Source organism: Frankia sp. CgMI4, assembly GCF_001756285.1.
Lineage (GTDB): Bacteria > Actinomycetota > Actinomycetes > Frankiales > Frankiaceae > Frankia > Frankia casuarinae.
In genome coordinates this window covers 1-21080 of the sequence record NZ_MAQZ01000042.1, presented here as the reverse complement: position 1 = coordinate 21080, position 21080 = coordinate 1, and the positions used below count along the sequence as shown (strand labels likewise).

Annotated in this window: 28 protein-coding genes and 1 pseudogene; 19 read left to right on the top strand and 10 right to left on the bottom strand. The window is 71.3% G+C overall.

Annotated features, from left to right (window positions below; genetic code table 11):
- On the top strand, positions 1-392 hold a 392-nt coding region (locus tag Manayef4_RS22320; RefSeq protein WP_139139987.1), incomplete at its 5' end, for an RNA-guided endonuclease TnpB family protein.
- 311 nt (positions 393-703) lie between these two features.
- On the opposite strand, the gene Manayef4_RS03205 is transcribed toward Manayef4_RS22320, so the two are convergent.
- Positions 704-1216, bottom strand: a complete 513-nt coding sequence (locus tag Manayef4_RS03205) for a hypothetical protein (protein ID WP_023840835.1) — start codon at positions 1214-1216, stop codon at positions 704-706.
- Positions 1217-1388: 172 nt separating this feature from the next.
- On the opposite strand from Manayef4_RS03205, the gene Manayef4_RS03200 reads away from it, so the two are divergent.
- A complete protein-coding gene (locus Manayef4_RS03200; protein WP_070130561.1) occupies positions 1389-1583 on the top strand; it encodes an AlpA family phage regulatory protein in 195 nt (64 codons plus the stop codon).
- Between the two features lie 209 nt (positions 1584-1792).
- Entirely contained in the window at positions 1793-2827 is a 1035-nt protein-coding gene (locus Manayef4_RS03195) for a hypothetical protein (RefSeq protein ID WP_023840833.1), read from the top strand.
- A 17-nt stretch (positions 2828-2844) separates the two neighbouring features.
- Here Manayef4_RS03195 and Manayef4_RS03190 read toward each other — a convergent pair whose 3' ends face one another.
- Together Manayef4_RS03190 and Manayef4_RS03185 are read right to left on the bottom strand one after the other, a co-directional pair.
- Complete coding sequence (locus Manayef4_RS03190) at positions 2845-3381, bottom strand: GNAT family N-acetyltransferase (protein ID WP_023840832.1); 537 nt, start codon at positions 3379-3381, stop codon at positions 2845-2847.
- Positions 3378-4706, bottom strand: a complete 1329-nt coding sequence (locus Manayef4_RS03185; protein WP_070130560.1) for a hypothetical protein — start codon at positions 4704-4706, stop codon at positions 3378-3380. The genes Manayef4_RS03190 and Manayef4_RS03185 overlap by 4 nt, the downstream gene beginning before the upstream one ends.
- Positions 4707-4948: 242 nt before the next feature.
- Between Manayef4_RS03185 and Manayef4_RS03180 the strand changes: the two genes are divergently transcribed.
- On the top strand, positions 4949-5518 hold the full coding sequence (locus Manayef4_RS03180) for a hypothetical protein (RefSeq protein WP_035911164.1): 570 nt from the start codon (positions 4949-4951) through the stop codon (positions 5516-5518).
- Here the strand turns inward: Manayef4_RS03180 and Manayef4_RS03175 are convergent.
- Positions 5515-5961, bottom strand: coding sequence for a hypothetical protein (locus Manayef4_RS03175; RefSeq protein ID WP_232235046.1), 447 nt, complete (start codon positions 5959-5961; stop codon positions 5515-5517). The genes Manayef4_RS03180 and Manayef4_RS03175 overlap by 4 nt on opposite strands.
- Here Manayef4_RS03175 and Manayef4_RS03170 point away from each other — a divergent pair.
- The 5 genes from Manayef4_RS03170 to Manayef4_RS03150 all read left to right on the top strand — a co-directional run bounded on the left by Manayef4_RS03170 (position 5939) and on the right by Manayef4_RS03150 (position 9789).
- Complete coding sequence (locus Manayef4_RS03170; protein WP_051868806.1) at positions 5939-6574, top strand: hypothetical protein; 636 nt, start codon at positions 5939-5941, stop codon at positions 6572-6574. The two genes, Manayef4_RS03175 and Manayef4_RS03170, sit on opposite strands and share 23 nt — an antisense overlap.
- A 69-nt stretch (positions 6575-6643) precedes the next feature.
- Positions 6644-7069: a hypothetical protein gene (locus tag Manayef4_RS03165; protein ID WP_023840827.1), complete on the top strand. Its 426-nt coding sequence runs from the start codon at positions 6644-6646 to the stop codon at positions 7067-7069.
- Between the two features lie 27 nt (positions 7070-7096).
- Positions 7097-7825, top strand: coding sequence for a hypothetical protein (locus tag Manayef4_RS03160; protein ID WP_023840826.1), 729 nt, complete (start codon positions 7097-7099; stop codon positions 7823-7825).
- 24 nt (positions 7826-7849) lie between these two features.
- Positions 7850-8665, top strand: a complete 816-nt coding sequence (locus tag Manayef4_RS03155) for a radical SAM protein (protein WP_023840825.1) — start codon at positions 7850-7852, stop codon at positions 8663-8665.
- Positions 8629-9789: a methyltransferase domain-containing protein gene (locus Manayef4_RS03150; RefSeq protein WP_254665437.1), complete on the top strand. Its 1161-nt coding sequence runs from the start codon at positions 8629-8631 to the stop codon at positions 9787-9789. The genes Manayef4_RS03155 and Manayef4_RS03150 overlap by 37 nt, the downstream gene beginning before the upstream one ends.
- 97 nt (positions 9790-9886) lie before the next feature.
- On the opposite strand, the gene tnpA is transcribed toward Manayef4_RS03150, so the two are convergent.
- Positions 9887-10303, bottom strand: coding sequence for an IS200/IS605 family transposase (gene tnpA / locus Manayef4_RS03145; RefSeq protein WP_023840823.1), 417 nt, complete (start codon positions 10301-10303; stop codon positions 9887-9889).
- Between the two features lie 22 nt (positions 10304-10325).
- Here tnpA and Manayef4_RS03140 point away from each other — a divergent pair, with 22 nt between their 5' ends.
- On the top strand, positions 10326-11531 hold the full coding sequence (locus Manayef4_RS03140) for an RNA-guided endonuclease TnpB family protein (RefSeq protein ID WP_070130559.1): 1206 nt from the start codon (positions 10326-10328) through the stop codon (positions 11529-11531).
- Between the two features lie 269 nt (positions 11532-11800).
- On the opposite strand, the gene Manayef4_RS03135 is transcribed toward Manayef4_RS03140, so the two are convergent.
- The 3 genes and pseudogenes from Manayef4_RS03135 to Manayef4_RS03125 all read right to left on the bottom strand — a co-directional run.
- Positions 11801-12112, bottom strand: coding sequence for a hypothetical protein (locus tag Manayef4_RS03135; RefSeq protein WP_023840821.1), 312 nt, complete (start codon positions 12110-12112; stop codon positions 11801-11803).
- Positions 12113-12161: 49 nt separating this feature from the next.
- Complete coding sequence (locus Manayef4_RS03130; RefSeq protein ID WP_023840820.1) at positions 12162-12584, bottom strand: hypothetical protein; 423 nt, start codon at positions 12582-12584, stop codon at positions 12162-12164.
- Between the two features lie 176 nt (positions 12585-12760).
- Positions 12761-12994, bottom strand: a pseudogene (locus tag Manayef4_RS03125) (transposase); the annotation flags it as partial.
- A gap of 118 nt (positions 12995-13112) precedes the next feature.
- Between Manayef4_RS03125 and Manayef4_RS24735 the strand changes: the two are divergent.
- From Manayef4_RS24735 to Manayef4_RS03115, 3 genes are all read left to right on the top strand, one after another.
- Positions 13113-13274 carry a hypothetical protein gene (locus Manayef4_RS24735; protein WP_160323695.1) on the top strand — a complete coding sequence of 54 codons (162 nt, stop codon included), beginning with the start codon at positions 13113-13115 and terminating at the stop codon, positions 13272-13274.
- Between the two features lie 55 nt (positions 13275-13329).
- Positions 13330-13989, top strand: a complete 660-nt coding sequence (locus tag Manayef4_RS03120) for a pyridoxamine 5'-phosphate oxidase family protein (protein WP_051569472.1) — start codon at positions 13330-13332, stop codon at positions 13987-13989.
- 620 nt (positions 13990-14609) lie between these two features.
- On the top strand, positions 14610-14864 hold the full coding sequence (locus tag Manayef4_RS03115; RefSeq protein ID WP_254665436.1) for a hypothetical protein: 255 nt from the start codon (positions 14610-14612) through the stop codon (positions 14862-14864).
- Between the two features lie 43 nt (positions 14865-14907).
- Here the strand turns inward: Manayef4_RS03115 and Manayef4_RS03110 are convergent, their stop codons facing one another.
- Positions 14908-15423 (bottom strand): cupin domain-containing protein, encoded by a 516-nt coding sequence (locus Manayef4_RS03110; RefSeq protein ID WP_070130557.1) that lies wholly within the window; start codon positions 15421-15423, stop codon positions 14908-14910.
- A 17-nt stretch (positions 15424-15440) separates the two neighbouring features.
- Positions 15441-16319, bottom strand: a complete 879-nt coding sequence (locus Manayef4_RS03105) for an alpha/beta fold hydrolase (RefSeq protein ID WP_070130556.1) — start codon at positions 16317-16319, stop codon at positions 15441-15443.
- A gap of 192 nt (positions 16320-16511) precedes the next feature.
- Between Manayef4_RS03105 and Manayef4_RS03100 the strand changes: the two genes are divergently transcribed.
- From Manayef4_RS03100 to Manayef4_RS03075, 6 genes are all read left to right on the top strand, one after another.
- Positions 16512-17045 carry a helix-turn-helix domain-containing protein gene (locus Manayef4_RS03100; protein ID WP_139139984.1) on the top strand — a complete coding sequence of 178 codons (534 nt, stop codon included), beginning with the start codon at positions 16512-16514 and terminating at the stop codon, positions 17043-17045.
- 136 nt (positions 17046-17181) lie between these two features.
- Positions 17182-17403, top strand: coding sequence for a hypothetical protein (locus Manayef4_RS03095; protein ID WP_023840813.1), 222 nt, complete (start codon positions 17182-17184; stop codon positions 17401-17403).
- Positions 17404-17415: 12 nt separating this feature from the next.
- Positions 17416-18321: a 5-oxoprolinase subunit PxpA gene (locus Manayef4_RS03090; protein ID WP_070130554.1), complete on the top strand. Its 906-nt coding sequence runs from the start codon at positions 17416-17418 to the stop codon at positions 18319-18321.
- Positions 18322-18331: 10 nt separating this feature from the next.
- Positions 18332-19078 (top strand): allophanate hydrolase subunit 1, encoded by a 747-nt coding sequence (locus tag Manayef4_RS03085; RefSeq protein WP_070130553.1) that lies wholly within the window; start codon positions 18332-18334, stop codon positions 19076-19078.
- A 24-nt stretch (positions 19079-19102) separates the two neighbouring features.
- The gene (locus Manayef4_RS03080) at positions 19103-19969 is read left to right on the top strand and encodes a biotin-dependent carboxyltransferase family protein (protein WP_070130552.1); all 867 of its coding nucleotides are present in this window, start codon (positions 19103-19105) and stop codon (positions 19967-19969) included.
- A 76-nt stretch (positions 19970-20045) separates the two neighbouring features.
- Complete coding sequence (locus Manayef4_RS03075; protein WP_011437361.1) at positions 20046-21050, top strand: CAP domain-containing protein; 1005 nt, start codon at positions 20046-20048, stop codon at positions 21048-21050.
- Positions 21051-21080 lie beyond the last annotated feature (30 nt).

The window sequence follows — 21080 nt, the reverse complement described above, 5'->3', positions numbered from 1 at the left end:
ACCACGACCTGATCGCTGTCGAGAAGCTGAACGTCAAGGGCATGGTCCGCCGGGCCAAGCCGAAGCCCGACCCGGACCAGCCGGGGGCGTTCCTGCCGAACGGGCAGGCCGCCAAGTCCGGGCTGAACAGGTCGATTCTCGACGCCGGGTGGGGGGTGTTCCTCAACGCACTGCGTGCCAAGGCTGAAAGCGCCGGGCGGGTCGTCGTCGAGGTCAACCCCCGCCACACCTCCCAGCGATGCGCCGAATGTGGCCATGTCGCCCCGGAGAACCGGCCCAGTCAGGCCACGTTCCGCTGTGTGGAGTGCGGCCACGCCGCGCACGCAGACGTGAACGCGGCGATCAACATACTCGGGGCGGGGCTCGCCCTTCAGGTGGCGCAAGCTTCCTGAGAAGCTGACGCCTTTAGGCGTCAGAGGAGTCACGAAGTACGCGACGTGGGCGAGGGCGGTGCGGACACCGAGGTCGGCGCCCGGCATCCCGGATGCGACCGCGACCAGCGCCGCGTACGCGATACCGGCGGCGGTACCGGCCTGCACGGCGCTGCTCTTGCCGGTCAGGGCCTGCCGGGCGTCGGCCCGGTCGGTGTCGGTGGGCCGCAGATTCTCGGGCACCCCGGCGAGGGTGAACAGCTCGGCGGGCGGCACGGGCGTGGCACCCAGCTTGATCAGGTCGGGGTGGCTGGTGAACAGCGACTCGGGGTTCATGCCGCCACCGCCGGGGCCAGCGCGACGGCCGGGGCGAGGGTGACGCGCAGGGTCGGAGCGCACGGCCGCATCGGCACCTCACCGAGCCCGGCACGGGCGTAGTCCGCGCGAATCTGCTCCAGGTCGGGGGTGGTCTTCGCCGAGGCGACCCGCTCGACCTGCCAGCGGCCGTAGACGCCGTCGGGGAGCCGGTCGAGCAGCCGGCGGGCCTTCCGCTTGCCACGGTCCCCGGAGCGGGCCGCCTCACCCGCGAGGTCGAACGCGACCGCCGCCGCGTCGATCACCTCCAGCGGGGGCAGCTCGTCGACGGCGAACAGCACCGGCGACGCGGCCGGCGTCGGCTGGGCCGCGACCGGGGCGGTGGGGACGACCGGAGCCAGCTCGACAGCCGCCGGGAGCTCGGCCGGGCCGAGGCGGTCCAGCAGGCGGACAGCGGCGGCGCAGAGGGCACGCCGGGCGGCGCCAGCGAAACGCTGCCCGAAGGGGCGGCGAGTKGGAACGTAGAACACGCGGGTCCTTCCTGGTGCTGACAGGTGTGATCCGTAGGCCCCGGCCGGAGGGTGAGAGCTCCGGGCGGGGCCGCTCAAGTGGCACGCTACTAGAGAAGTCGTCTAGCATGCAACCCACTTACTGACGACTCGGCTACTAGACTTGCCACCTATGACAAAGGATCTTCGGCTCATGGCCGCAGCGGAGATCGCGCAGGCTCTCGGCCTGGGCTCCGCGCGGATCTACCAGATCATGAAGTCCGATCYGACGTTCCCGGAACCAATCGCGACTTTGCGCGTCGGCAAGATCTGGSTCGCCACGGACATCGAGGAGTGGATGCGGCGAACAGGGCGCGCACCAGCGAGACCCGCAGCCGAATCCGGCTGATCCACGGCACTGCACGTGCCGGCTGACGACCACGGTCTCAGCGCACATGAAGCGGGCCGACCAGGAGTTCGCAGCTCCCGACCGGCCCTTGATCGACAACCCTTGCCTGAGAAGGGCCATCAACCCGTGTCCTATCATGCCCGCGGCAGCCTGCCCGAAGGCGGCCAGACCCCCGACGACTCGACTGCACTCGCCTGTTGGGGCGCCTTGTGAGCTGGGGATGGGTCGCTGCCGCCTTCGACCTGCTTCCCGGGGAACTGCCCCCCGCTGAGCGGACGGTCGTGCTCATCCTCGCTGAGGATGCCCGCCGCGGTTCGCGGCGCTCTTCACCCGGCCTGCCCAAGCTCCTCGCCCGCTCGGGACTCAAGAGCCGCTCTCAGCTTGCCGCGGTCCTCGGCAAGCTCGCCGATCGTGGGCTGATCCGCCAGATCGAGCGCGCCAGACGGGGCCACGTCGCTGTCTATGAGCTGCTGTTCGACGAGGCGCGGTTCGAGGAGACGGCCGAAATGGGTCCGGCTGGCCGGACGCAGGCAAGCCCAGACAGTCCCACAGGCGAGGTAATTGCGTCCGGTGGGGCGGACGCAGACCGCGAGGATCACGACGGACTTGGGTCCGGTGGACCGGACGCAGACACGGAAGTTACCGGCGAGTTGCGTCCGGTCGGCCGCCGAATTGCGTCCGGTGGACCGGACCCCTCCCTTGCAAGCTCCCTGGAACTACAAGCAGCAGCAGAGCCCACCGACGACGAACCCGATCCGCCCACGCTCGACGCTGAGGAGCCGACCGACGCCGTCGAGGCGGACCCGTACGCCGACCTCGCCGGCCGCTTGGTCGTTGGCGAGCGGCTCCCCGCCTCCTGGCGCCCGGACATCGCCGCCGCCCTCGCCCGCGGCTGCGCCCCCGCGCAGATCGTCGATGCCTACCGGGCGCCCCTGTCCGGACCGGTCCGCAGCCCGGCCGCAGTGCGCCGACGCCGCATCCGTGACCTCGAACCCGCCCCGGCCGCCGCCAGCTCGGCCGTGACGCCGACGCCACCGAACCTGCGGAACATGTGCCGGCTTCACACACAGCCCGCGCCCTGCCCGGTGTGCGCCGACCACGCGGCCGACGCCAGCGGGCGGTCCGGGCCCGTTCTGGGCGCGCCACGGGCCGCAACGGGCGCTGCGCTGGCCTGCACCCGGTCACCGGCCACCGCGGACGCCATTGCCGCGCTCCGTGTGCGGCTTCCTCGGGGCCGCCGATGACGATCCCGGTCTGTGAATCAGACTGCGGCGGCCCGGCGCGTCCAATCCTCGCGGCTGATCGCGTACACGCCCTTCTCCGCGCCGTGGAGATGCTCGGTTCGCGCGAGGTGCATGCCGAGCCGTTCGGCGAGGCGGACCGACGCGGCGTTCTCGGCGCGGACGACGGACACGACCTCGGGCAGGTCGGGATGGGTGTCGAACGCCCAGGTGATCGCAGCGCTCGCCGCCTCGGTTCCATAGCCTCGCCCCCACCAGGGCCGGCCGATGAACCAGACCGTTTCGATGCCGGGCCAGCCCGGTTCGGACCACAGGCCCGCGCGGCCGACGAGCGTCCCGGTCGCGCGTTCGACGACGGACCACGGGCCGACACCCTCCAGCTCCCAGCAGCCGATGTTGGCGGCGAGGTTGTGCCACATGCCGTGCCGGTCGGTCGGGCCGCCGATGTACCGGGCGAACTCCGGATCGGCCCAGATCCCGGCGTAGGCGTCGAGATCGGCGCGGGCGATGGGCCGCAGGGTCAGCCGCTCGGTGGTGAGGGTGGGGATGGTGGTCACGACGCGCCGGTTCCCGCCGGCAGGGCCCGGTATGCCTCGACGTACGCGGCGACTTCGGGGAGCTGCCGGTGGTCAGCGCTGAACGCGCGTCCGAGGCTGCGGAGTTTCCCGCTGACGGTGTGGGTGGRAGACGGACTGTCGGCCAGCACGGTGCTCGCGATGCGCGCGGCCTCCTCGGGCTCAGGCCGGGTGCCGCGCAGGTGCGCGAGCGCGAGGGTCAGCGTTGCGTGGTGGGACTCCTCGGCCGAGTAGTCGCCACCGCGGCGCTGGTAGCCGTCCACGGCCATGGTCGCCCACCGTCGGGCCTCGTCCATGTCGCCAAGCGCGAGCGCGGCGCCGGCGCGGAACATCGCCACGCCGGCCGGGCCTACCGGGGTCGACCCGGGCCGGGGTGCGAACGTGTCCGCGGTCATCTCCATACGGTCGAGCGCCTCCCGGGCCGCAGGGATATCCCCTAGGGCGGCGTGGGTGCGCGCCTCGTATGCGGCGATCCGCGCGGTCATGTACGGATCGGAGATGTGCGCGACGGCCTGGAGGTCCGCGAGCGCCGGGGCGTACCGCCGCCGCCAGTAGGCAATGCTCGACCGCAGCGCGGCCACGGACAGGATGAGGACCGGGTCGCCGACCTCCGCGGCGTAGCGGCCGGCGAGGCCGGCGAAACGGCGAGCGGAGCGCATGTCGTTGGTGTTGAACGCCAGGCGGCCCAGGAAATACGTGAACTGGCCGCCGAGCAGGGTGATCCGTGGCCGCGCCTCGGGGGCGACGGGGCCGCCGAGGATCGTGGTGATCTGCCGCCAGCGGGCGCCGACCTCAGGCAGGAGAGAAGCGTGGGGGGCAGAGCCATAGACACAGGCGATCTCGTCCGCGTCCTCCTCCAGCTCGTCGAGCGTCGCCGCGGTCACCGCCTCGTCCATGCGTGTCTGCGCGGCAGCGGCCAGGGCCGACAGGGCGGTCAGTTCCACGAACTCGCGCCGGTCCGTACTCGTCTCCTCTCCTGGCCCCCGGCTATCCACTGTGGGGCCGAGAGAGAGACGGTGTCCACGATCCAATCTGATCTCGTCGGCGGTGCGTTCCATCACCGCGTCCTGCCAGAGGGCGATCAGCCGGCCGGCGGCATGGAGCTCCCGGTCCAAGCCCTCGATCACGTGCGGTGATGGGAGGAGCTTCGGGCTCCCATGCTGTTCACCTCGGACGGCGGCAGAGATGACCATCCGGCTGACGCCGATCTGGYGGGCCAGCTCGGACCGGTTCGTMCCAGTCTGTTTGATCAGCCGCTCGACTTCAGCAACGAACGTCGCCCGTGCCGGCGCCGCGACAGCCGTCATCGTCTCCCCGTCCTGCGCTGACGCGAGAGAGATGCCTCTCGCGCATGCGAGTTTCTCGCAGTCTGTACCAGATCTGCGCCGGAGGGTGTCATATCCACACCGGCGGATGTGCCAACTGCTGAGTGCGGGCTGGCGCGCCGAGCAGTCCCGTTCGCGGCGGTAACGCTGCGCCCCCGTGGGCAGAAGCCCACCTCACATCCCCATGGAGGAGCCTCGTGACCAACCCCGAGACCGGAACGATCATGATTGTTGACCTGCCGAGCCCGTACACCGCCGGCGAGCGCGCGGCGGTGATCATGGACATGATCCAGGAGCACCCGGAGTTCGACCGGCTGCGGTCGAGCACGCTGAAGTACCCGACGTGCTGGGCGACGTTCACCGGCTACCCGCTGATCGCCGAGTGGGACCTGGACGAAGACGGGCCGCACCTGTTCGTCGAGGGTCTGCGCACCATGGCGATGAAGGCGGCGGTCTACGAGCTCACCGGCGACGAGCGGGCGGCGGAACTGCTGGTCGCCGCGCCGGTGGACGAGATGGTGCACGCGCTGACCGCCCAGTTCACGATCCTCTCCCGGATCCAGGCCGATCTGCGGGTGACGTTCGTCCACTCGACCGACGCGGAGCGGTTCGACTACGACGTCGACGGCTACACCGACCAGATCTACCGGGCTGCCCGCTGGGGGGAGCTGCCCCGGCGCTACTGGCTCGGCAAGGCCGAGACCGCGCGCCGTCTCAACATCCTGTCCGAGCACTACGAGTCGATCGGGGTGCAGGCCGGCGGCCGGTCGCACTACTTCACCTTCGGCCGCTAGACCATCGCGGCGAGGGCGGCCCGCAGCGCGCCGACGACGACGTCCGCGGGGAAGCTGCGGGCCGCCTGCCGCTCCGCATCAGCGAGCACCGCATCCACCCGGCCCGGGCCGGCGTGGCGGACCAGCTCCGTCATCCACCCGGCCAACGCGCCGGCCTCGGCCGGCATCGGCCCCGCTGGGGCGGCCGGGGGCGTCCGCGCGGGCCACCCCTCACCCCCGGAGGCGTACCGGCCCGGCCGCACCCCGATCTTGTCCGGGTGGATGCAMACCGGCACTCCGCTGGCCGTGTCCCGCCGGTAGCCGGCCGTCGAGTCGTACCGGCAGCCGGGCTGCGGCCCGTCCACCACATCGAACCGCCCCGGGTCGTGGAGCTGTCCGGGGCAGACCGCGCACAGCGCGTCCTCATCCCAGGGATGATCCATGACCTCGCTACCGGACCCCACCCGCCTATCATCGCCACCGCTGCGCAGGTCCGTGCTCACCCGGCCCCGGCCGCCGGTCATCGAGCACGCTCTCGGGATCGCCCGCGAATGGTGCGCCGGGCACATCATCGACAGCGCCCCGGCGCTCGGCCATGCCGTCCGCGTCGCGGTCACCCTCGGCCGGCACCTGCCCGACGCGCCGGCCGACCTGGTGGCCGCGGTGCTGCTGCACGACGTGCCCGACTACCGCGGATCGGCCTTGGTCGACAACGCCATCGAGGACCGGTGCGGCACCCGCACCCTGACGATGGTGTGGCTGATGTACGGCGAGCACATGGCGATGGACCTGTACGCCACCGCGCCGACACGGGCGCTGCGGCGCCTCGACCGGCTGCCTGATCTGGTCATGGCCGCCCTCACCGCCGACAAGATCGTCAGTATGGGTTATGTCCTGCGCGGCGCCGAACGCAGCACCGACCCGACCCGCTACTGGGCGGCCCGACACCCGTTCCTACGCCTCGTGCCGTACCTACGTGCCTTCCACAGCGCGACCGCRCAGCGCATACCCGAAACCCTCGGCGCCGAGCTGGACCAGCTCGTCACAGGCGCAGAGAAGGTCGCCGCGGCCCACTGACCGCCTGCCCGCCCGGGAGGCCGTCCACCCCGACGGCGGCGGGCAGGCCCCACAACACAGGGAGAGATCATGTCCCGGCAGGCCACCGCGCCGGCCACCCCGGACGCCCCGACGATCCTGGTCGGCCGCTCGGGTGCCGAGGTCGTCATCCGCTACGACTACGCCGGCACCGGTGGCGACCTGCGGCTGCCGCTGGTGATCTGGGTTGGTCTGGCCAAGGTCACCACCGCCGGCCGTCTCGCCACGCTCGGCGAGGAATGGACGGCGTGGTCGTCATCCGGCGGCCGCTCGCGGCGGGACGGCGGCGAGGTGGTGCACGGCTACGGCTACCTCCACCAGCGGGAGGCCCGGCTCCCCGCGCCGGTGTGGCGGGCACTCTCCGCCGCGATCCACGCCGGCACGCTCGACCAGCTACCCGCGCTCGACGCTCAGGAACTCGCCGTCCGAGCCGTCGAGCAGATCCCGCTCATCACCGCCAGTGCCACCGGCGCCTGAGCCGGCCCATCGTCACCGGGGGGTTCCATGCGCACCATCGACATGATCCCAACCGTCCGGCTCGCGGCCGGGCTGGCCTGGGCGGACAACCGGGCCCGGCCCGGCGGCGGCTGGATCCGCCCGCAGACCCTCGCCGACCGGCTCCAGGCCCCTCGCGAGCAGGTAGCCGCCTGGATGGCCACCCTCACCACTGTGGGCATCATGGCCGAGCAGCGCACCGGCGCAGGGAGGGCCTACCGGTTCGCCCCCCGGCGGGACGTGCCACCGCTGGTGCGCCGTCCGGTGGACGCGGTCCGCCGCCGGGAGCTGTGGGCCGCGCTCACCGCCGCGCAGACCTCCGGGCCGGCGAGCACCGAACGGATCGCCCGCGTCCTGGACGCGGAGACAGGTCGGGTGGACCGGGAGGAGCTGGCACTGCGCCTCGCCACGCTCGCCGCCCGGCGCATTCTCGCCGTGGACGCGGGCTGCTGGCGGTACACCACCGCCGGTGCGGCGGCCTCGACCGCCGCACTCGCCCGGCCCCTCGACTCGGCCGACGGCTGGTCGGCGATCGCCGCCACCCGCCCGCCCGTTTTCGGGGCGGTGGACATGGACGACGTTGCCCACCGGCTCGGCCTGAGCATGCCGCGGCTCCGGATCTGGTGCCAGGAGCAGGAGGACGCCGGACTCCTGCGGCAGTTAGTCGGCGGCGGATGGGCGGTCACCGATATGGGCCGTACGCGCATCCCAGCCACACCCGTGGCAGCGGCGGCCTAACAAATACTTACCTTGGAGGTGCACATGCCCCACACCGAGATGCTGTGGCTGGAGATCACCGGACGCTGCCAGCTTGCCTGCTCCCACTGCTACGCCGAGTCCGGGCCGACTGCCGGCCACGGGACGATGACCGTCGACGACTGGCACAAGGTCATCGACGACGCGGCCGGGCTCGGCGTCCGCCAGGTAGCGATGATCGGCGGCGAACCGACGCTGCACCCGGCGCTGCCCGACCTGGTCGGCTACGCCCTCGCCGCCGGCCTGACCGTGGAGATCTTCAGCAACCTGGTGCGGGTGCCCGCCGAGCTGTGGCCGACGCTGATGCGCCTCGGGGTGCGGCTGGCCACCAGCTACTATGCGGCCAGCGCGGCTGACCACGACCGGGTCACCGGCCGCGCCGGTTCCCACGCCCTGACCCGGGCGAACCTCATCGAGGTGCTGCGCCGCTCCATCCCCCTGCGGGTCGGCATCGTCGGTGGCGGCGACGCCGCCGACCGGGCGCACTCGGATCTGCTCGGCCTCGGCGTGACGAACATCCGCCGGGACGTGGTCCGCGCGTTCGGCCGGGCGGCCGGCCACGACGGGGCCACGGCGGGCGGCTGCGGACACTGCGGGCTCGGCCGGGCCGCGGTCCTGCCGGACGGCAGGATCACGCCGTGCGTGATGAGCCGCGGCCTCGACGGCGGTAACGTCCGGGACACCCCGCTGGCCGGTCTGCTGGCCGGGAAGCAGTGGCAGGCCGCGGTGGAATCGGTCCCGCGGTCCCGGATGGGCCCGTGCGATCCGGACAGCGACCATGAGAGATGTGGGCCGGTGCATCCCGAGCCGGACCCGAACTGATGGCCGAGCCGTGGCGGGCGCACGCCCGCACCCTGGCCGACGAGATCAGCCATCCCGGATCCCGCTGGTATCCGGTCGTCGCCGACATCCCACGGCACGAGTTCGTGCCCGCGTGGTGGGTGCGAACCGAGAACGGGTGGGACCTGCGCCGCGGCCCGATCGCCGATGTCTACGCCGCCCACCGGTCGCTCGTCACGAGAGTCGGCAAGAACCACGCCGATCACGCCGCCGAGGGCGACAGGCCGATGGGCATGCCGACGTCGTCGGCCACGATGCCTGCGCTGGCCCTGCGCATGTACCAGCACGCCCAACTGGCCGAGGGCCTGAACATCCTGGACGTCGGCACCGGCTCCGGGTACGGGGCGGCGCTACTCGCCCGCCGTTACGACGACCAGCGCATCACCACGATCGACGTCGACCCGTACCTGGTCGCCGCCGCCGCGGACCGCCTCGCCGCCCTCGACCTRCACCCCACCGCCCTGACCGTGGATGCCACCGGTCCGCTGCCCGGCCAGTACGACCGGATCGTCTCCATGGTCTCGGTCCCGTCCATCCCGACGAGCTGGCTGGACGCACTACGCCCGGGGGGGCGGCTGGTCGCCACGATCACCGGCACCTACATGGTCATCACCGTGACGAGCACCCCACGCGGCCGCGTGGGCATGGTCGAGTTCACGCCGGCCGCGTTCATGCGCACCCGCACCGGTGATGACTACCCGCCGAACGCGGTCGACAGCGACCGGCTTGACGAGGCCGACGGCGAGGAGGTGACCACCGGCCGATACCCGGTCGTGGACGTCGCCGAGGCGTGGGAGCTGTCGGCCATGATCGCCCTGGCCGTGCCGGGGGTACGGCACGGCTACCGCAGGGAGGCCRACGGCCGGCACACGGCGATCATGGCCCATTCGGACGGGTCGTGGGCGCGGGCTACCGCGGTCGGCGCCGATCTGCCGACGGTTCACCAGGGCGGGCCGCGCCGACTCTGGGACATTCTCGACGACGTCCGCGACGACTGGCTCCGCCTCGGATACGCCCCGCACCTCGGCGCCAACGCCCGGATCGCCGACGACGGCAGCATCCGGCTCTCCCACGGAGCCTGGACGGCAACCGTGCGCGCCGAATAGGGCGAGAACCTGCTACCAAGTTGCGGCCCAGTGCTCCGGCCTTCAGGCCGGGGGTGAAGGGCCGCGCGGGAAGGCCGCCTCGCGGCCTGAGCGTGCCCTAAACCGGGCGGGTCTGCTCTTCGATGTACCGGCGGAGCACCTCCAGCGGCGCGCCACCGACCGACCCGGCGAAGTACGACCCGGACCAGAGCCGGTTCGCCCGCCAGTAGTGCCGGGCCAGCTCGGGGAACTCCTGGCGCATCCGGCGCGACGACACGCCCTTGAGGCTGTTCACCAGCTTCGACAGGGCGACCTTGGGTGGGAAGTTGACCAGCAGGTGGACATGGTCATGTTCGCCGTTGAACTCGACGAGTTCGGTCTCGAAGTCGACGCACACCGCCCGCATGATCTCTTCCAGTCGGGTGAGGTGCTGATCGTCAAACACCCGATGCCGATACTTCGTGACGAAAACCAAGTGGGCGTGCAGGGCGAAAACGCAGTGCCTGCCAGTGCGAACGTTGAGATCGGTGGCCATAAACCAAGGGTAAACTGGGGGTGTGCAGCTTCGGTACAGCTTCCGGCTCCACCCGACGGCGGGTCAGCGTGCGTCGCTGGCACAGGCGTTCGGGTGCGCCCGGGTCGTGTACAACGACGGCCTGCGCGCCCGGGAGGATGCGCGGGCGGCGGGGCTGCCGTTCCCGAAGACGGGGGACCTGTCGAAGCTGCTGATCACCGAGGCGAAGAAGAGCCCGGAACGGGCTTGGCTCGCAGAGGTGTCCGCGGTGGTGTTGCAGCAGTCGCTGCGCGACCTCGATACGGCCTATCGGAACTTCTTCGACGGGCTGGCCGGGAAACGGCCCCGGATGGGCGCGCCGCGGTTCAAGTCCAAGCGGGACACCCGCCAGTCGGTCAGGTTCACCGCCAACGCCCGCTGGTCGGTCACCACGGGCGGGAAGCTGCGCCTACCGAAGATCGGCGATGTTCCGGTCCGCTGGTCGCGCAGGTTGCCGTCGGCACCGTCGTCGGTGACGGTGATCCGGGACAGCGCAGGCCGGTACTTCGCGAGCTTCGTCGTCGAGGCGGGACAGGTGGACAGCCCGGCGGAGACGACCACCGAGGTCGGTATCGACCTGGGACTCGGCCACTTCGCGGTCCTCTCCGACGGGAGGAAAATCGACTCCCCGCGGTTCCTGCGCCGCACGGAGAAACGTCTCCGCCGGGTGCAACGCGACCTGTCCCGGAAGAAGAAGGGCTCGAAGAACAGGGCCAAGGCTCGGTTGAAGGTCGCCCGGGAGCATGCGCGGGTCGCCGACGCGYGCCGCGAGTTCCATCACCAGCTCTCCACCCGGCTGATCCGCGAGAATCAAGCGGTCGCCGTCGAGGACTTGGCGGTCAACGGGCTCGCGCGCACGCGGTTGGCGAAGTCGGTGCACGACGCCGGCTGGTCGGCGTTCGTCGCCATGCTGGAGTACAAGGCCGCCCGGTACGGCCGGACGTTCGTCCGGATCGGACGGTTCGAGCCGACGTCGCAGGTCTGTTCGGCCTGCGGGGTGAAGGACGGCCCGAAACCGCTGGCGGTCCGGGAGTGGACGTGCCAGGCGTGCGGGTCGGTGTTGGACAGGGATGTGAACGCGGCGGTCAACGTCGCGAAGGCGGCCGGACTGGCCGTGTCTGCCCGTGGAGCGCAGGTAAGACCGGCATCCGTGCCGGCACCGCGCGACGAAGCGGGAACCCACCCGAAGCTCACCCCCACCGGGGCGTAGCAGACGGGAATCTCCGCCCTTCAGGGCGGAGAGGAAGTCAACGTCCCAGACCCGGCCGTCCGGGCCCACGAGGATCGGGACGTGCATGCAGTGCCGGGCGATCCAGCCGAGCCGCTCGCGGTCGCGTGTGACGAGGTCTGCGATCTCGTCGGCCCAGGTCCATGGCCGGTCGTGTGACCCGGGTCGCCAGCGGGCCATGATCTCGTAGGCGGTGAGGGTCTCGGGCGCGGGTGTGGGTTGGGGTCGGCGGCGCGGCCGGAACAGGGCGATCACGCCGTCGCTCCGCTGCGGCATCCGTAGGGCGAGCATCCGTCCGGGTCGCCTTCCTCGTCGAGGGTGTCGAAGATGGTGGGCTGGTAGAGCGCGATCCACTCGGCGCGGGTCAGCTTGTCGATCGGCGCCTGATCGAGCGGCATCCGGGAGCGGTCGAGGTGCTCGTACACGGCCCGCGGCTCCCAGCCGGTGTCGGCGAAGATCGCCGCATCCGGTCGCGGTAGCGCGGCCTCGACGGCGAGGAGCGCGAGCGTGGTGCTCTGGATGCCAGCGCCGAGGGACAGGACGCGGATGGTGGGCTCGCTCATCCGGCCACCTCCGGGGGGTTGCAGCGGCGGGTGGTGCCCTCGGTGGCGCTCACCGGGCACCACCCTCAGCGGCGTGCGGGCACAACCACCCGTGCCGCCGCTCGTAAGAAGCCCCCGCAGGCTGATAAGCGTGACACCGCAGCTCCGGGCACTTCCACGCCGGACCCTCCACCGGCGCGCTGTCCGGGCCGAACGGCTGCCGGTAGATGTGCCACCAGTCCATGTCGTCTGGGTCGGTCACCGTCATGTCGCCGTCGACGACCTCAGCGCCCTCGATCAGCTCATGGTCCTCCTGGAGATCCGCGGTCGCGTACTCGTCTTCGACCCACACCAGGTAGCGAATGGTGGTCTCCGCGATGACCGGCCGGCGGCGGGTCCCGTCGTCATCGTCACCGAGGCCGTCGAGGAGCTGCTCAAGCTCCCAGTCGCCGTCGCGGAGGATTACCCGCTCGGCGGCGGTGGAGGCGCTCACCGGGCGCCCCTTCTGCGTGTGCCTGAGGGGTGCCCGAGGCGGCGCGGGCGAGACGACCGGGGCACGTTACTGCACTGGTCAGACCATAGATGCTGGCGCGCATAACAGATCCTGGTCTGGGAGATGCACAGCTCGCTGGGGAAKTGACTCCTCCGCCGGCTAAAGCCGGCGGCTTCTCAAGCCGCCTGAGCGTCAGCTTGAAGGGCAAGCCCTGCCCTGAGAATGTTGATCGCCGCGTTCTCGTCGGCGTGCGCCGAGTGCCCGCACCTCACGCAGCGGAACTCGGCCTGCGAGGGACGGTTCTCCTTCGCGACGTGCCCGCACTCGGCGCACCGCTGGGAGGTGTGGCGGGCGTTCACCTCAACAACCGTCCGCCCGGCGCTTTCAGCCTTGGCACGCAGCACACCAATCCAGCCATCAGGACATCACCCACCGTCGCCCATCAGGCCACACGCAGACCCCAGCCAGCACCACCGGCACCGATCAACAACGGGACTTCCGAATACTTACGTCCCGGGAGCGGAGGTGGTGCGACAGCTCACCGTGCAGCGGGTGGAAAATCTTCTCAAGGAGACCACAGTCGAGCCCGAGGACAACTTCCTGGACCTGGAGGGCCTCTCCCATCGCGAACACACCGCACCGCCGCTCGGGACGCTCCCGCCGCGCTCCGTTTCCGCTCACGGCTGGTAAGTGCCCGACCTATTTTCGGTGAACATCGCTCCCCGCGACGGGCAGCATGCCCAGTATGTTGCGACCCACCCGCAGCTCCGATCGAGTCAGCCACGAGCGCGAGGCTGTGCACAGCGTTCTGGACGAGGCACTCGTCTGCCACGTCGGCCTGGTCGTACACGGGCAGCCGCATGTCCTGCCCACGATGCACGTCCGCGCCGACGATCTTGTGTACGTGCACGCCTCCAGCGCGGCAAGGCTGGCCATTCTGGCGAGATCCGCGCCGATCCGGATGTGTATGACCGTATCGCTTCTCGACGGCGTTGTCCTGGCTCGTTCCGCTTTCCATCATTCACTGAACTATCGTTCGGTGGTGATCCACGCCGATGCCCGTCTGGTCCGGGACGACGAGGAGAAGACGCGGGCGCTGGCCATGCTGGTGGATCGCGTCGGGGCCGGGCGTTCGGACCAGTGCCGCCACGATCACGACCCCGCCAGCCGGAGATTGGCGAACGTCTTCACCAAGGAGGAACTCATCCACCTCGCTGCCATGAGCCCCCGCCGGACGGGATCGTCGCCCACGATTCCCTCCCACCACAGTCGAGCGACTCACCGTGGGGAGGGTCCCACCAACCCTGCGGAACATGCGTTCGAGGCCGGCCGTGGTTCGATCATTTCGATCCTTATCTGGCATCGTTCCTGGTCAGTTGCCGCGTCCCGACCGGGCGGACGGTGATTTCAGGGCCTTCGACCAAGACCGATCGGTTCTTCTGCTGCCGTGTCAGGTCCACCCTTTTTCTGATCATGATCTTGGCCTGGGTGAATACGGTTCGCGATCTGTCGCTTGAGATCCAGCACTGTGGAACGGTGCTGGTCACGGCCTCGCGAGTTGGTTCGAGTCCCGGCTGGACGACCATGTTGCGATCACGCGAACGGCGTCCGATCAGCCGAGGTGTTGAGCGGTGGCTACTTCGGAGGACAGCCACGGTAGCCGCGGGCAGCTGCTGGGGCCACGGCAAGAGTGTGCAGGGCACCCTGTTCGCCGACGGCCCGGGCAGCGACGAAGGGAACGGTCACGTCCAGTTGCCGTCCAGCATGCCGATGGCACCGGCCGGGAGTCGCCGTTCACGTCAGGCGGCAGGACCATGCTCTTCGCCCTGAACCACTTCATGTCGGTGGTCTCCTTGGCGGACCTCCCCGATTCGGCGGTGATCATGGTTGACGCGTCCCGCGCACGGCTGTTCGGCAACCTCGACGAGTTGGCGGCAACCTCGACGAGTTGGCGGCTACCTCAACGAGTTGGCGGCTACCTCGCGGCTGGTGGTGCACCGCCCGGCCGGCAGCAGGCACCMCCGGGTGCCGGAGGCCGTGTACCCCATCGACTATGGCTACCTGGAGGGCGCCGTGRCCGCGGACGGTGACGGTGACGGCGTGGGCGTCTTCCGCGGCAGTGCTGTCGGTGCTGGCGTGGTGGGATTCTTCGTGACGGCGGATCCGGGCACGTGTGACGTGGAGGTCAAGGTTTTGATCGACTGCACCGGCGGCGAGATCGACCGGGTGCGGGGCTGCTCGACGACGTCCTGGGTATCGGGGGCCTGCTCGTGCGGCTGACGTCGACCATGAGGTTTCCTGCCTGTCTGGCTCGCTCCGTCCGTCACGCGGGGTTGATGCCGTACCACTGYGACTGGGCGAAGATCTCCTCCGTTGACGGCACCGGCGCGTCCGGGCCGGGCATGTCAAGGCCGGGCGCGGGGTCGCCGATGGCGACGACCAGGTCCGCGAACGAGGCGGGCGCGTTGATCAGCAGGGTGCGGGCAGGCTGGTCGGCGTTGACGAAGCGGTGCGGGACCCCCCGCGGCAGGAAGAGCAGCGAGCCGGGCCCGGCCTCCCACGCGTCGTCGCCGCAGTRCACCTCCAGGTGCCCGTCGATCAGGAAGAACACCTCGTCGGAGTCGCGGTGCACGTGTGGCGGGGGCGCGTAGCCGGGCGGAACGCGGTGGTCGACGATGTCGAGGTTGCCGGTGGTGACCGAGCCCATCACCTTGGTCAGGCTGAGGGTGCCGAGCCAGTGATAGGGGTTGCCCTCATCCGGGCCAAGGACGTAGCCGCGCGTCGCGGGCTGCGTCGCCGGCTGCGTCGCCGGGCTGGCGGTGTGCGGGGTGAAGCTCATCGTTCCTCCTCGGTCGTTCAGATCCGGTCGTTGAACAGGGTGATGGCCGCGGCGAGCCGCTCGGGCTCTTCCTCGGGCAGGAAATGCCCGGCGCCGTCGAGGATGGACGTGCTAAGGCGCGAGGCCACCGGCGGCAGCATCCGGCCGACCTGCTGGCCCAGGCCCCGTTCGCCGCCCACGGCGAGGACGGGGACGGGGGTCGGGTGTACGAGCAGCGGCTCGGTTTGCGCGATGCTGGCGAACGCGGCGCGGTAGACGCCCATGGAGCCGAGTACCCCGGCCGGCCCGGAGAAGGTGCGCAGGTATTCGGCCACCGTGGCCTCGTCGAACGCACGGGGCGCTCCCGCCGGGCCGTCGTAGAACCAGCGCAKGAAGGCTTCCTCACGCCCCACGATCAGTGCCTGCGGCACTCCCGGGGCCAGCGGCAAGATCCACCACCACATGGACCCTGTGGTCATGGTGCCCGGGGCGTAGGCCAGGACGTCCCGCAACGGGCCGCCGAGCATGGTGGGCGCCTCGGCGTAGACCAGGCCTCGGGTCTCTTCTGGGTGGCTGGCGGCCCACAGCAGGGCCGGGGGCGCCCCCATGTCGTGCCCGACGTGCAGGATGGGCCGGCCGGCGCCGAACCCGCTGCGGGCGGTCAGGGCGCGGACCTGCTCGGCCAGCGCGCGTGCGCTGTAGGGATCGGTGCCGCCCGGCTTGTCGCTGTCGCCGTAGCCGAGCATGTCGATGACGAGGACGCGCATTCCGGCGTCGGCCAGGGCGGGGGCGACCCCGCGCCAGGCGTAGCCGGTGGCGAGGAAGCCATGCCACAGCAGCACCGGGGTCCCGTCGTCTGGGCCGCCGGTCCAGTAGTGCAGGCGGTGGCCGCCGACCCGGGCGTATTCCGATCGCAAGCCGCRGATCGGCGGCGCCGGGTCGGCCGGGGCCCCCAGGCTCGGCGTGCTTGTCGGTTCCTGAACCAYTGCTCCTCCTCTCGCGTTACTGAGTTCCTGTACGCCTCCGAGCGTACTACAAGGTCTTGTGAAATCAAGATGCTGTAATATCAACGTGTGATTACTACAAGGTGCTTGGGCTATAGTGACGCCATGGCAGGTCAGGCAGGTCAGGCAGGTCAGGCAGGTCAGGCAGGTCAGGCAGGTCAGGCAGGTCAGGCAGGTCAGGAGGACCGTTGGGAGCACTGGCTCGTGCACTTGCTGTGGGCCGTCTCGATCCGCACGTCGCTGCTGGGAGAAGCCGCGCTCGGGGACAGTCCGCTCTCGCTGGCCAGCCTGGGAATGCTGGAGAATCTCAACGCGCGCCCGGGCCTCACCATCGCCGAGCTCAGCCGGCGCGCACCACAGACCCAGCAGGCGCTGAGCCAGATCGCCGCGCGGCTGGAAAAGCTCGGCTGCATCGAGCRCAAGCTGGTTCCCGGCAGCCGCGGCATCGGCCTGTACCTCACTGACGCGGGCGCCCGCGCCCGCGTCAGTGCCCACGAGACGGTTGAGGCATTCGAGGCGCATATTGCCGACGCCCTGGGCACCGACCGGTATCAGCGTCTGATCGAGTCGCTCGCGGCGGCGCAGCCGATCATCCGGGCGCTGAAGCCTGAGCCCGCCGCAGCCGTCGAGGCAACCTAGCCATCCCACGGCTCCAACTGTTAAGCGGCGATCTTGTCCGGACCGTTCCCGGCGGCGGTACGGCGGATCATCTACCCGACGAACCCGCACACAGAGAACCTGACAGCACCCGCGCCGCTATGACGACCTGGCGCGCGTGGCGGTGGTCGCCGCGGCCACCGCCACCCCGCCCGGGCCCGCCGTCACCTGGACTCATGCGGCGATCGCCGCCCAGGTCGCGGGCACCGTCTTCGCCCCGATATCCGCCTCTCAGGTCGGCAGGATCCTGGCCGGCCTGGATCTCAAGCCGCACAAGGTGACCGGATGGCTCACCCGCCACCGTGCCGACGGGGGCGGATCGCCAGTGCCGAGGTGGTGAACAATTGGCAGCATGGGCGACCAGCGAGATCCCGGCAGGCGGGAGCGACCTCGGCCAGACCGGGCGACCACCGGGGAGGCCGATCCACCGAACCCGGTCGAGCCACCGCCTCCGGCCGGACGGGCACATCCCGTCGCACCACCGCCTCCGKCGGATCCGCCGCGTCCCCTCGATCTCAACGCCGACCTCGGCGAGGGTTTCGGGGTCTGGCGCCTCACCGAGGACGAGGCCCTACTCGACCTGGTCACCAGCGCCAACATCGCCTGCGGGTTCCATGCCGGCGACCCCGCGACGATGCGGCGGACGTGCGAGCAGGCGGTCCGCTGCGGAGTCCGCATCGGCGCCCAGGTCAGCTACCGCGACCTCGCCGGCTTCGGTCGTCGCCGCATCGACATGGACCCCGACGATCTACGTGACGACGTCCTCTATCAGCTCGGCGCGCTGGACGCCTTCGCCCGGACGGCCGGCGACCGGGTTCGCTACGTCAAGCCGCACGGCGCCCTCTACAACGCCATCGTCACCGACGAGGAGCAGGCGCAGGCCGTCGTCGAGGCCATCCGCTGCTACGACGCGACGCTGCCGGTCCTGGGCCTGCCCGGATCGGCGTGGTTGCGGCGCGCGAGCGAGGCCGGCCTGACCGCGGTCGGCGAGGCGTTCGCCGACCGCGACTACACGGCCGCGGGCACTCTGGTCTCCCGGCGCACGGCCGGCGCCGTCCTGCACGATCCCGACGTCATCGTCGCGCGCGGCGTGCGGATGGCGATCAAGGGCGTGGTCGTCAGCCAGCAGGGCACACCGGTGGACGTCGGCGCCCGCTCTCTCTGCGTGCACGGGGACACGCCGGGCGCGGTCGAGATGGTCAGACGGCTGCGCCAAGCCCTGTTCGACGCGGGTGTCCCCCTGATCCCGTTCAGCTGAGAGGATCGCGATGCGCATCCTGCCCTGCGGTGACGAGGCACTGCTCGTCGAGGTGGCCGGCCTGACCGAGGCCGAGGCCCTCTACGCGCGGCTGCGGCGGATCGCCCCGGTCGGGATCATCCAACTGGTTCCCGCGGCGCGGACGGTGCTGGTCGCGTTCGATCCCGCGGCGACCGACGCCAGACGCCTGAGCGCCGCCCTGCTGCGCGCCGCCGGGGCTCAGCCCGGCACGTCCGGCCCCACGCCCTCCTCCGGCCCCACGCCCTCCTCCGGTCCCGCGCCGCAGGCCGGTCCCGATCCCTCGTCCGGCCCCGCGCCGCAGGCCGGTCCCCCGCTCGACCGGGACGTCGTGACGATACCGGTGCGCTACGACGGTCCCGATCTGGCCGAGGTCGCCCGGCTCAGCGGACTGACTCCGGCGCAGGTCGTGGACCGGCACGTACGTGGCCGGYACCGGGTCGCGTTCTGTGGCTTCGCTCCCGGCTTCGCCTACATCGCGGGCCTCGACCCGGCGCTGCGCGTGCCACGCCGGGACAGCCCGCGCACCCGGGTCCCYGCGGGCGCGGTCGCCATCGCCGACGAGTTCAGCGGTGTCTACCCGCGGACCTCGCCCGGCGGATGGCGGCTGATTGGCCATACCGACCTGCGGGTCTTCGATCCCGACCGGGAGCCGCCCGCCGTGCTGGCCCCGGGCACGCGGGTGCGGTTCATCGCCGACGCCGACGCCATTGCTGACGCCGCCCGGTCGATGTCGTGATCGAAATGTCATGATCGGGATTTCATGATCGAAATCGTCGCGCCAGGTCCGTTCGCCACGGTCCAGGATCTCGGCCGGCCCGGGCTCGCGCACCTGGGCATCACCCGGTCCGGCGCGGCCGACCGTCGCAGTCTGCTGCTGGCGAACCGGCTCGTCGGCAACGTCGCGACCGCGGCGGCGGTCGAGCTCACCTACGGCGGCCTCACCGCACGGTTCACGGATCCGGCGCTGATCGCGCTGACCGGCGCGCCGTGCCCGCTGGAACTCGCCGGTCGCCAGATCAGCATGTACTCCCCGGTGGACGTGCCCGCCGGCGCGCTGTTGCGGATCGGGGCACCCGACCGGGGCCTGCGCACCTACCTCGGAATTCGCGGGGGGATCGGTGTCCCCCCGGTGCTCGGCTCACGATCGAGTGACACCCTCTCCGGGATCGGTCCGCAACCGCTGAGCACCGGTCGGCGGCTGCCGCGGGCGGCCGACAGCGCGGACCCGCCAACCGTCGACCTCGCCCCGCTCGCCCAGTACCCGGACGAACCGACCCTGCGGGTCCTCGCCGGCCCCCGCGACGACTGGTTCACCGCGGACGCGCTGCCCACGCTGTTCTCCGCGTCCTATGAGGTGACGGCCCAGAGCGACCGGGTCGGCGTACGGCTCGTCGGGCCGGCGCCGCGCCGCCGGATCACCGCGGAGCTGCCCTCGGAGGCCGTCGTCACCGGGGGGATCCAGATCCCCCCGGACGGGCGGCCGGTCCTCTTCCTCGTCGACCATCCGGTCACCGGGGGTTATCCCATGCTGGGCGTCGTCGCGTCCGAGGATCTGCACCTGGCCGCGCAATGCCGGYCCGGCCAGCGCATCCGGTTCCGGCCCTACCACAGCTGGACCACACGATGACAGGCGAGGAGCGCCACACGCGGAATTAGTTATCTTTGCTCGTATTGCTCCCGGGGGGGAGACCCGAGGAGGCCTTATGGGTTCGGTTCGGCTGGGTTCGCTTCGGTTCACGACCGTCATCGCCGCCGCGTCCGTGGCCGCCCTCGCAGCGGCGCTCACCACGGCCTGCCAGGCGTTTCCCGCCGGCAGGGCAGCGTCGGCGACGCCGTCTACGGGAGCCCGGGCCGACCAGGAGATCACGATCGCCGCGACTCCCGTCCCGCCGCACCCGTCCGGGGCGGCGCGCACGGAGCTCACCGCAGGGTCGTTCGCCCAGCCGACCACGCACCCGACCGCGGAGCCGGTCGCGGAGCCGGCGAGGACATCGTCGACGGCGTCGTCCGGCCTGTCCACGGCCACGGCCACGACCACGACCCCGCTACCGTCGCGGACCGACGAACCGTCCGCGGGCCTGCCGGACGCTACCCGCCTGCCGGTTCCGGTGCAGGCACCCCTCGTCGCACCGGACACGAGCGTCGCACCGGACACGAGCGTCGCACCGGGCACGAGCGTCGCACCGGGCACGAGCGTCGCGCTGGGCACGAGCACGTCCGCGCCGGCTCCGAGGCGGACGCCGCCCGTCGCCCCGCCCCGGACCGGCACCGAGGCCGCCGAGGTGGTCCGGTTGACCAACATCGAGCGGGCCCGAGCGGGCTGCGGCGCGCTGACGGTCGACGCCCGGCTGGCAGCCGCGGCGCAGGCGCACAGCACCGACATGGCGGCGAACGGCTACTTCGGCTACACCGGTAGGGACGGTCGCGGCCTCGACAAGCGGCTGGCCGCCCGCGGATACACCGCCGATCTCGTCGGGGAGAACATCGCCGCCGGATCGCTCACCGCGGCTCGGACCGTGCAGATGTGGATGGACAGCGCCGATCGGCGGGCGACCATCCTCACCTGTGCCTTCACCGCCATCGGCGTGGGCTACGCCACCGGCGGCGCGTACGGCACCTACTGGACGCAGGACTTCGCCGGCGCCGACCCACGAAACCACTCCGGGCCGAGGCACCCGGCCGGCCCTGAGACGCACGGCCGGCCCTGAGACGCACGGCCGGCCCTGAGACGCACGGCC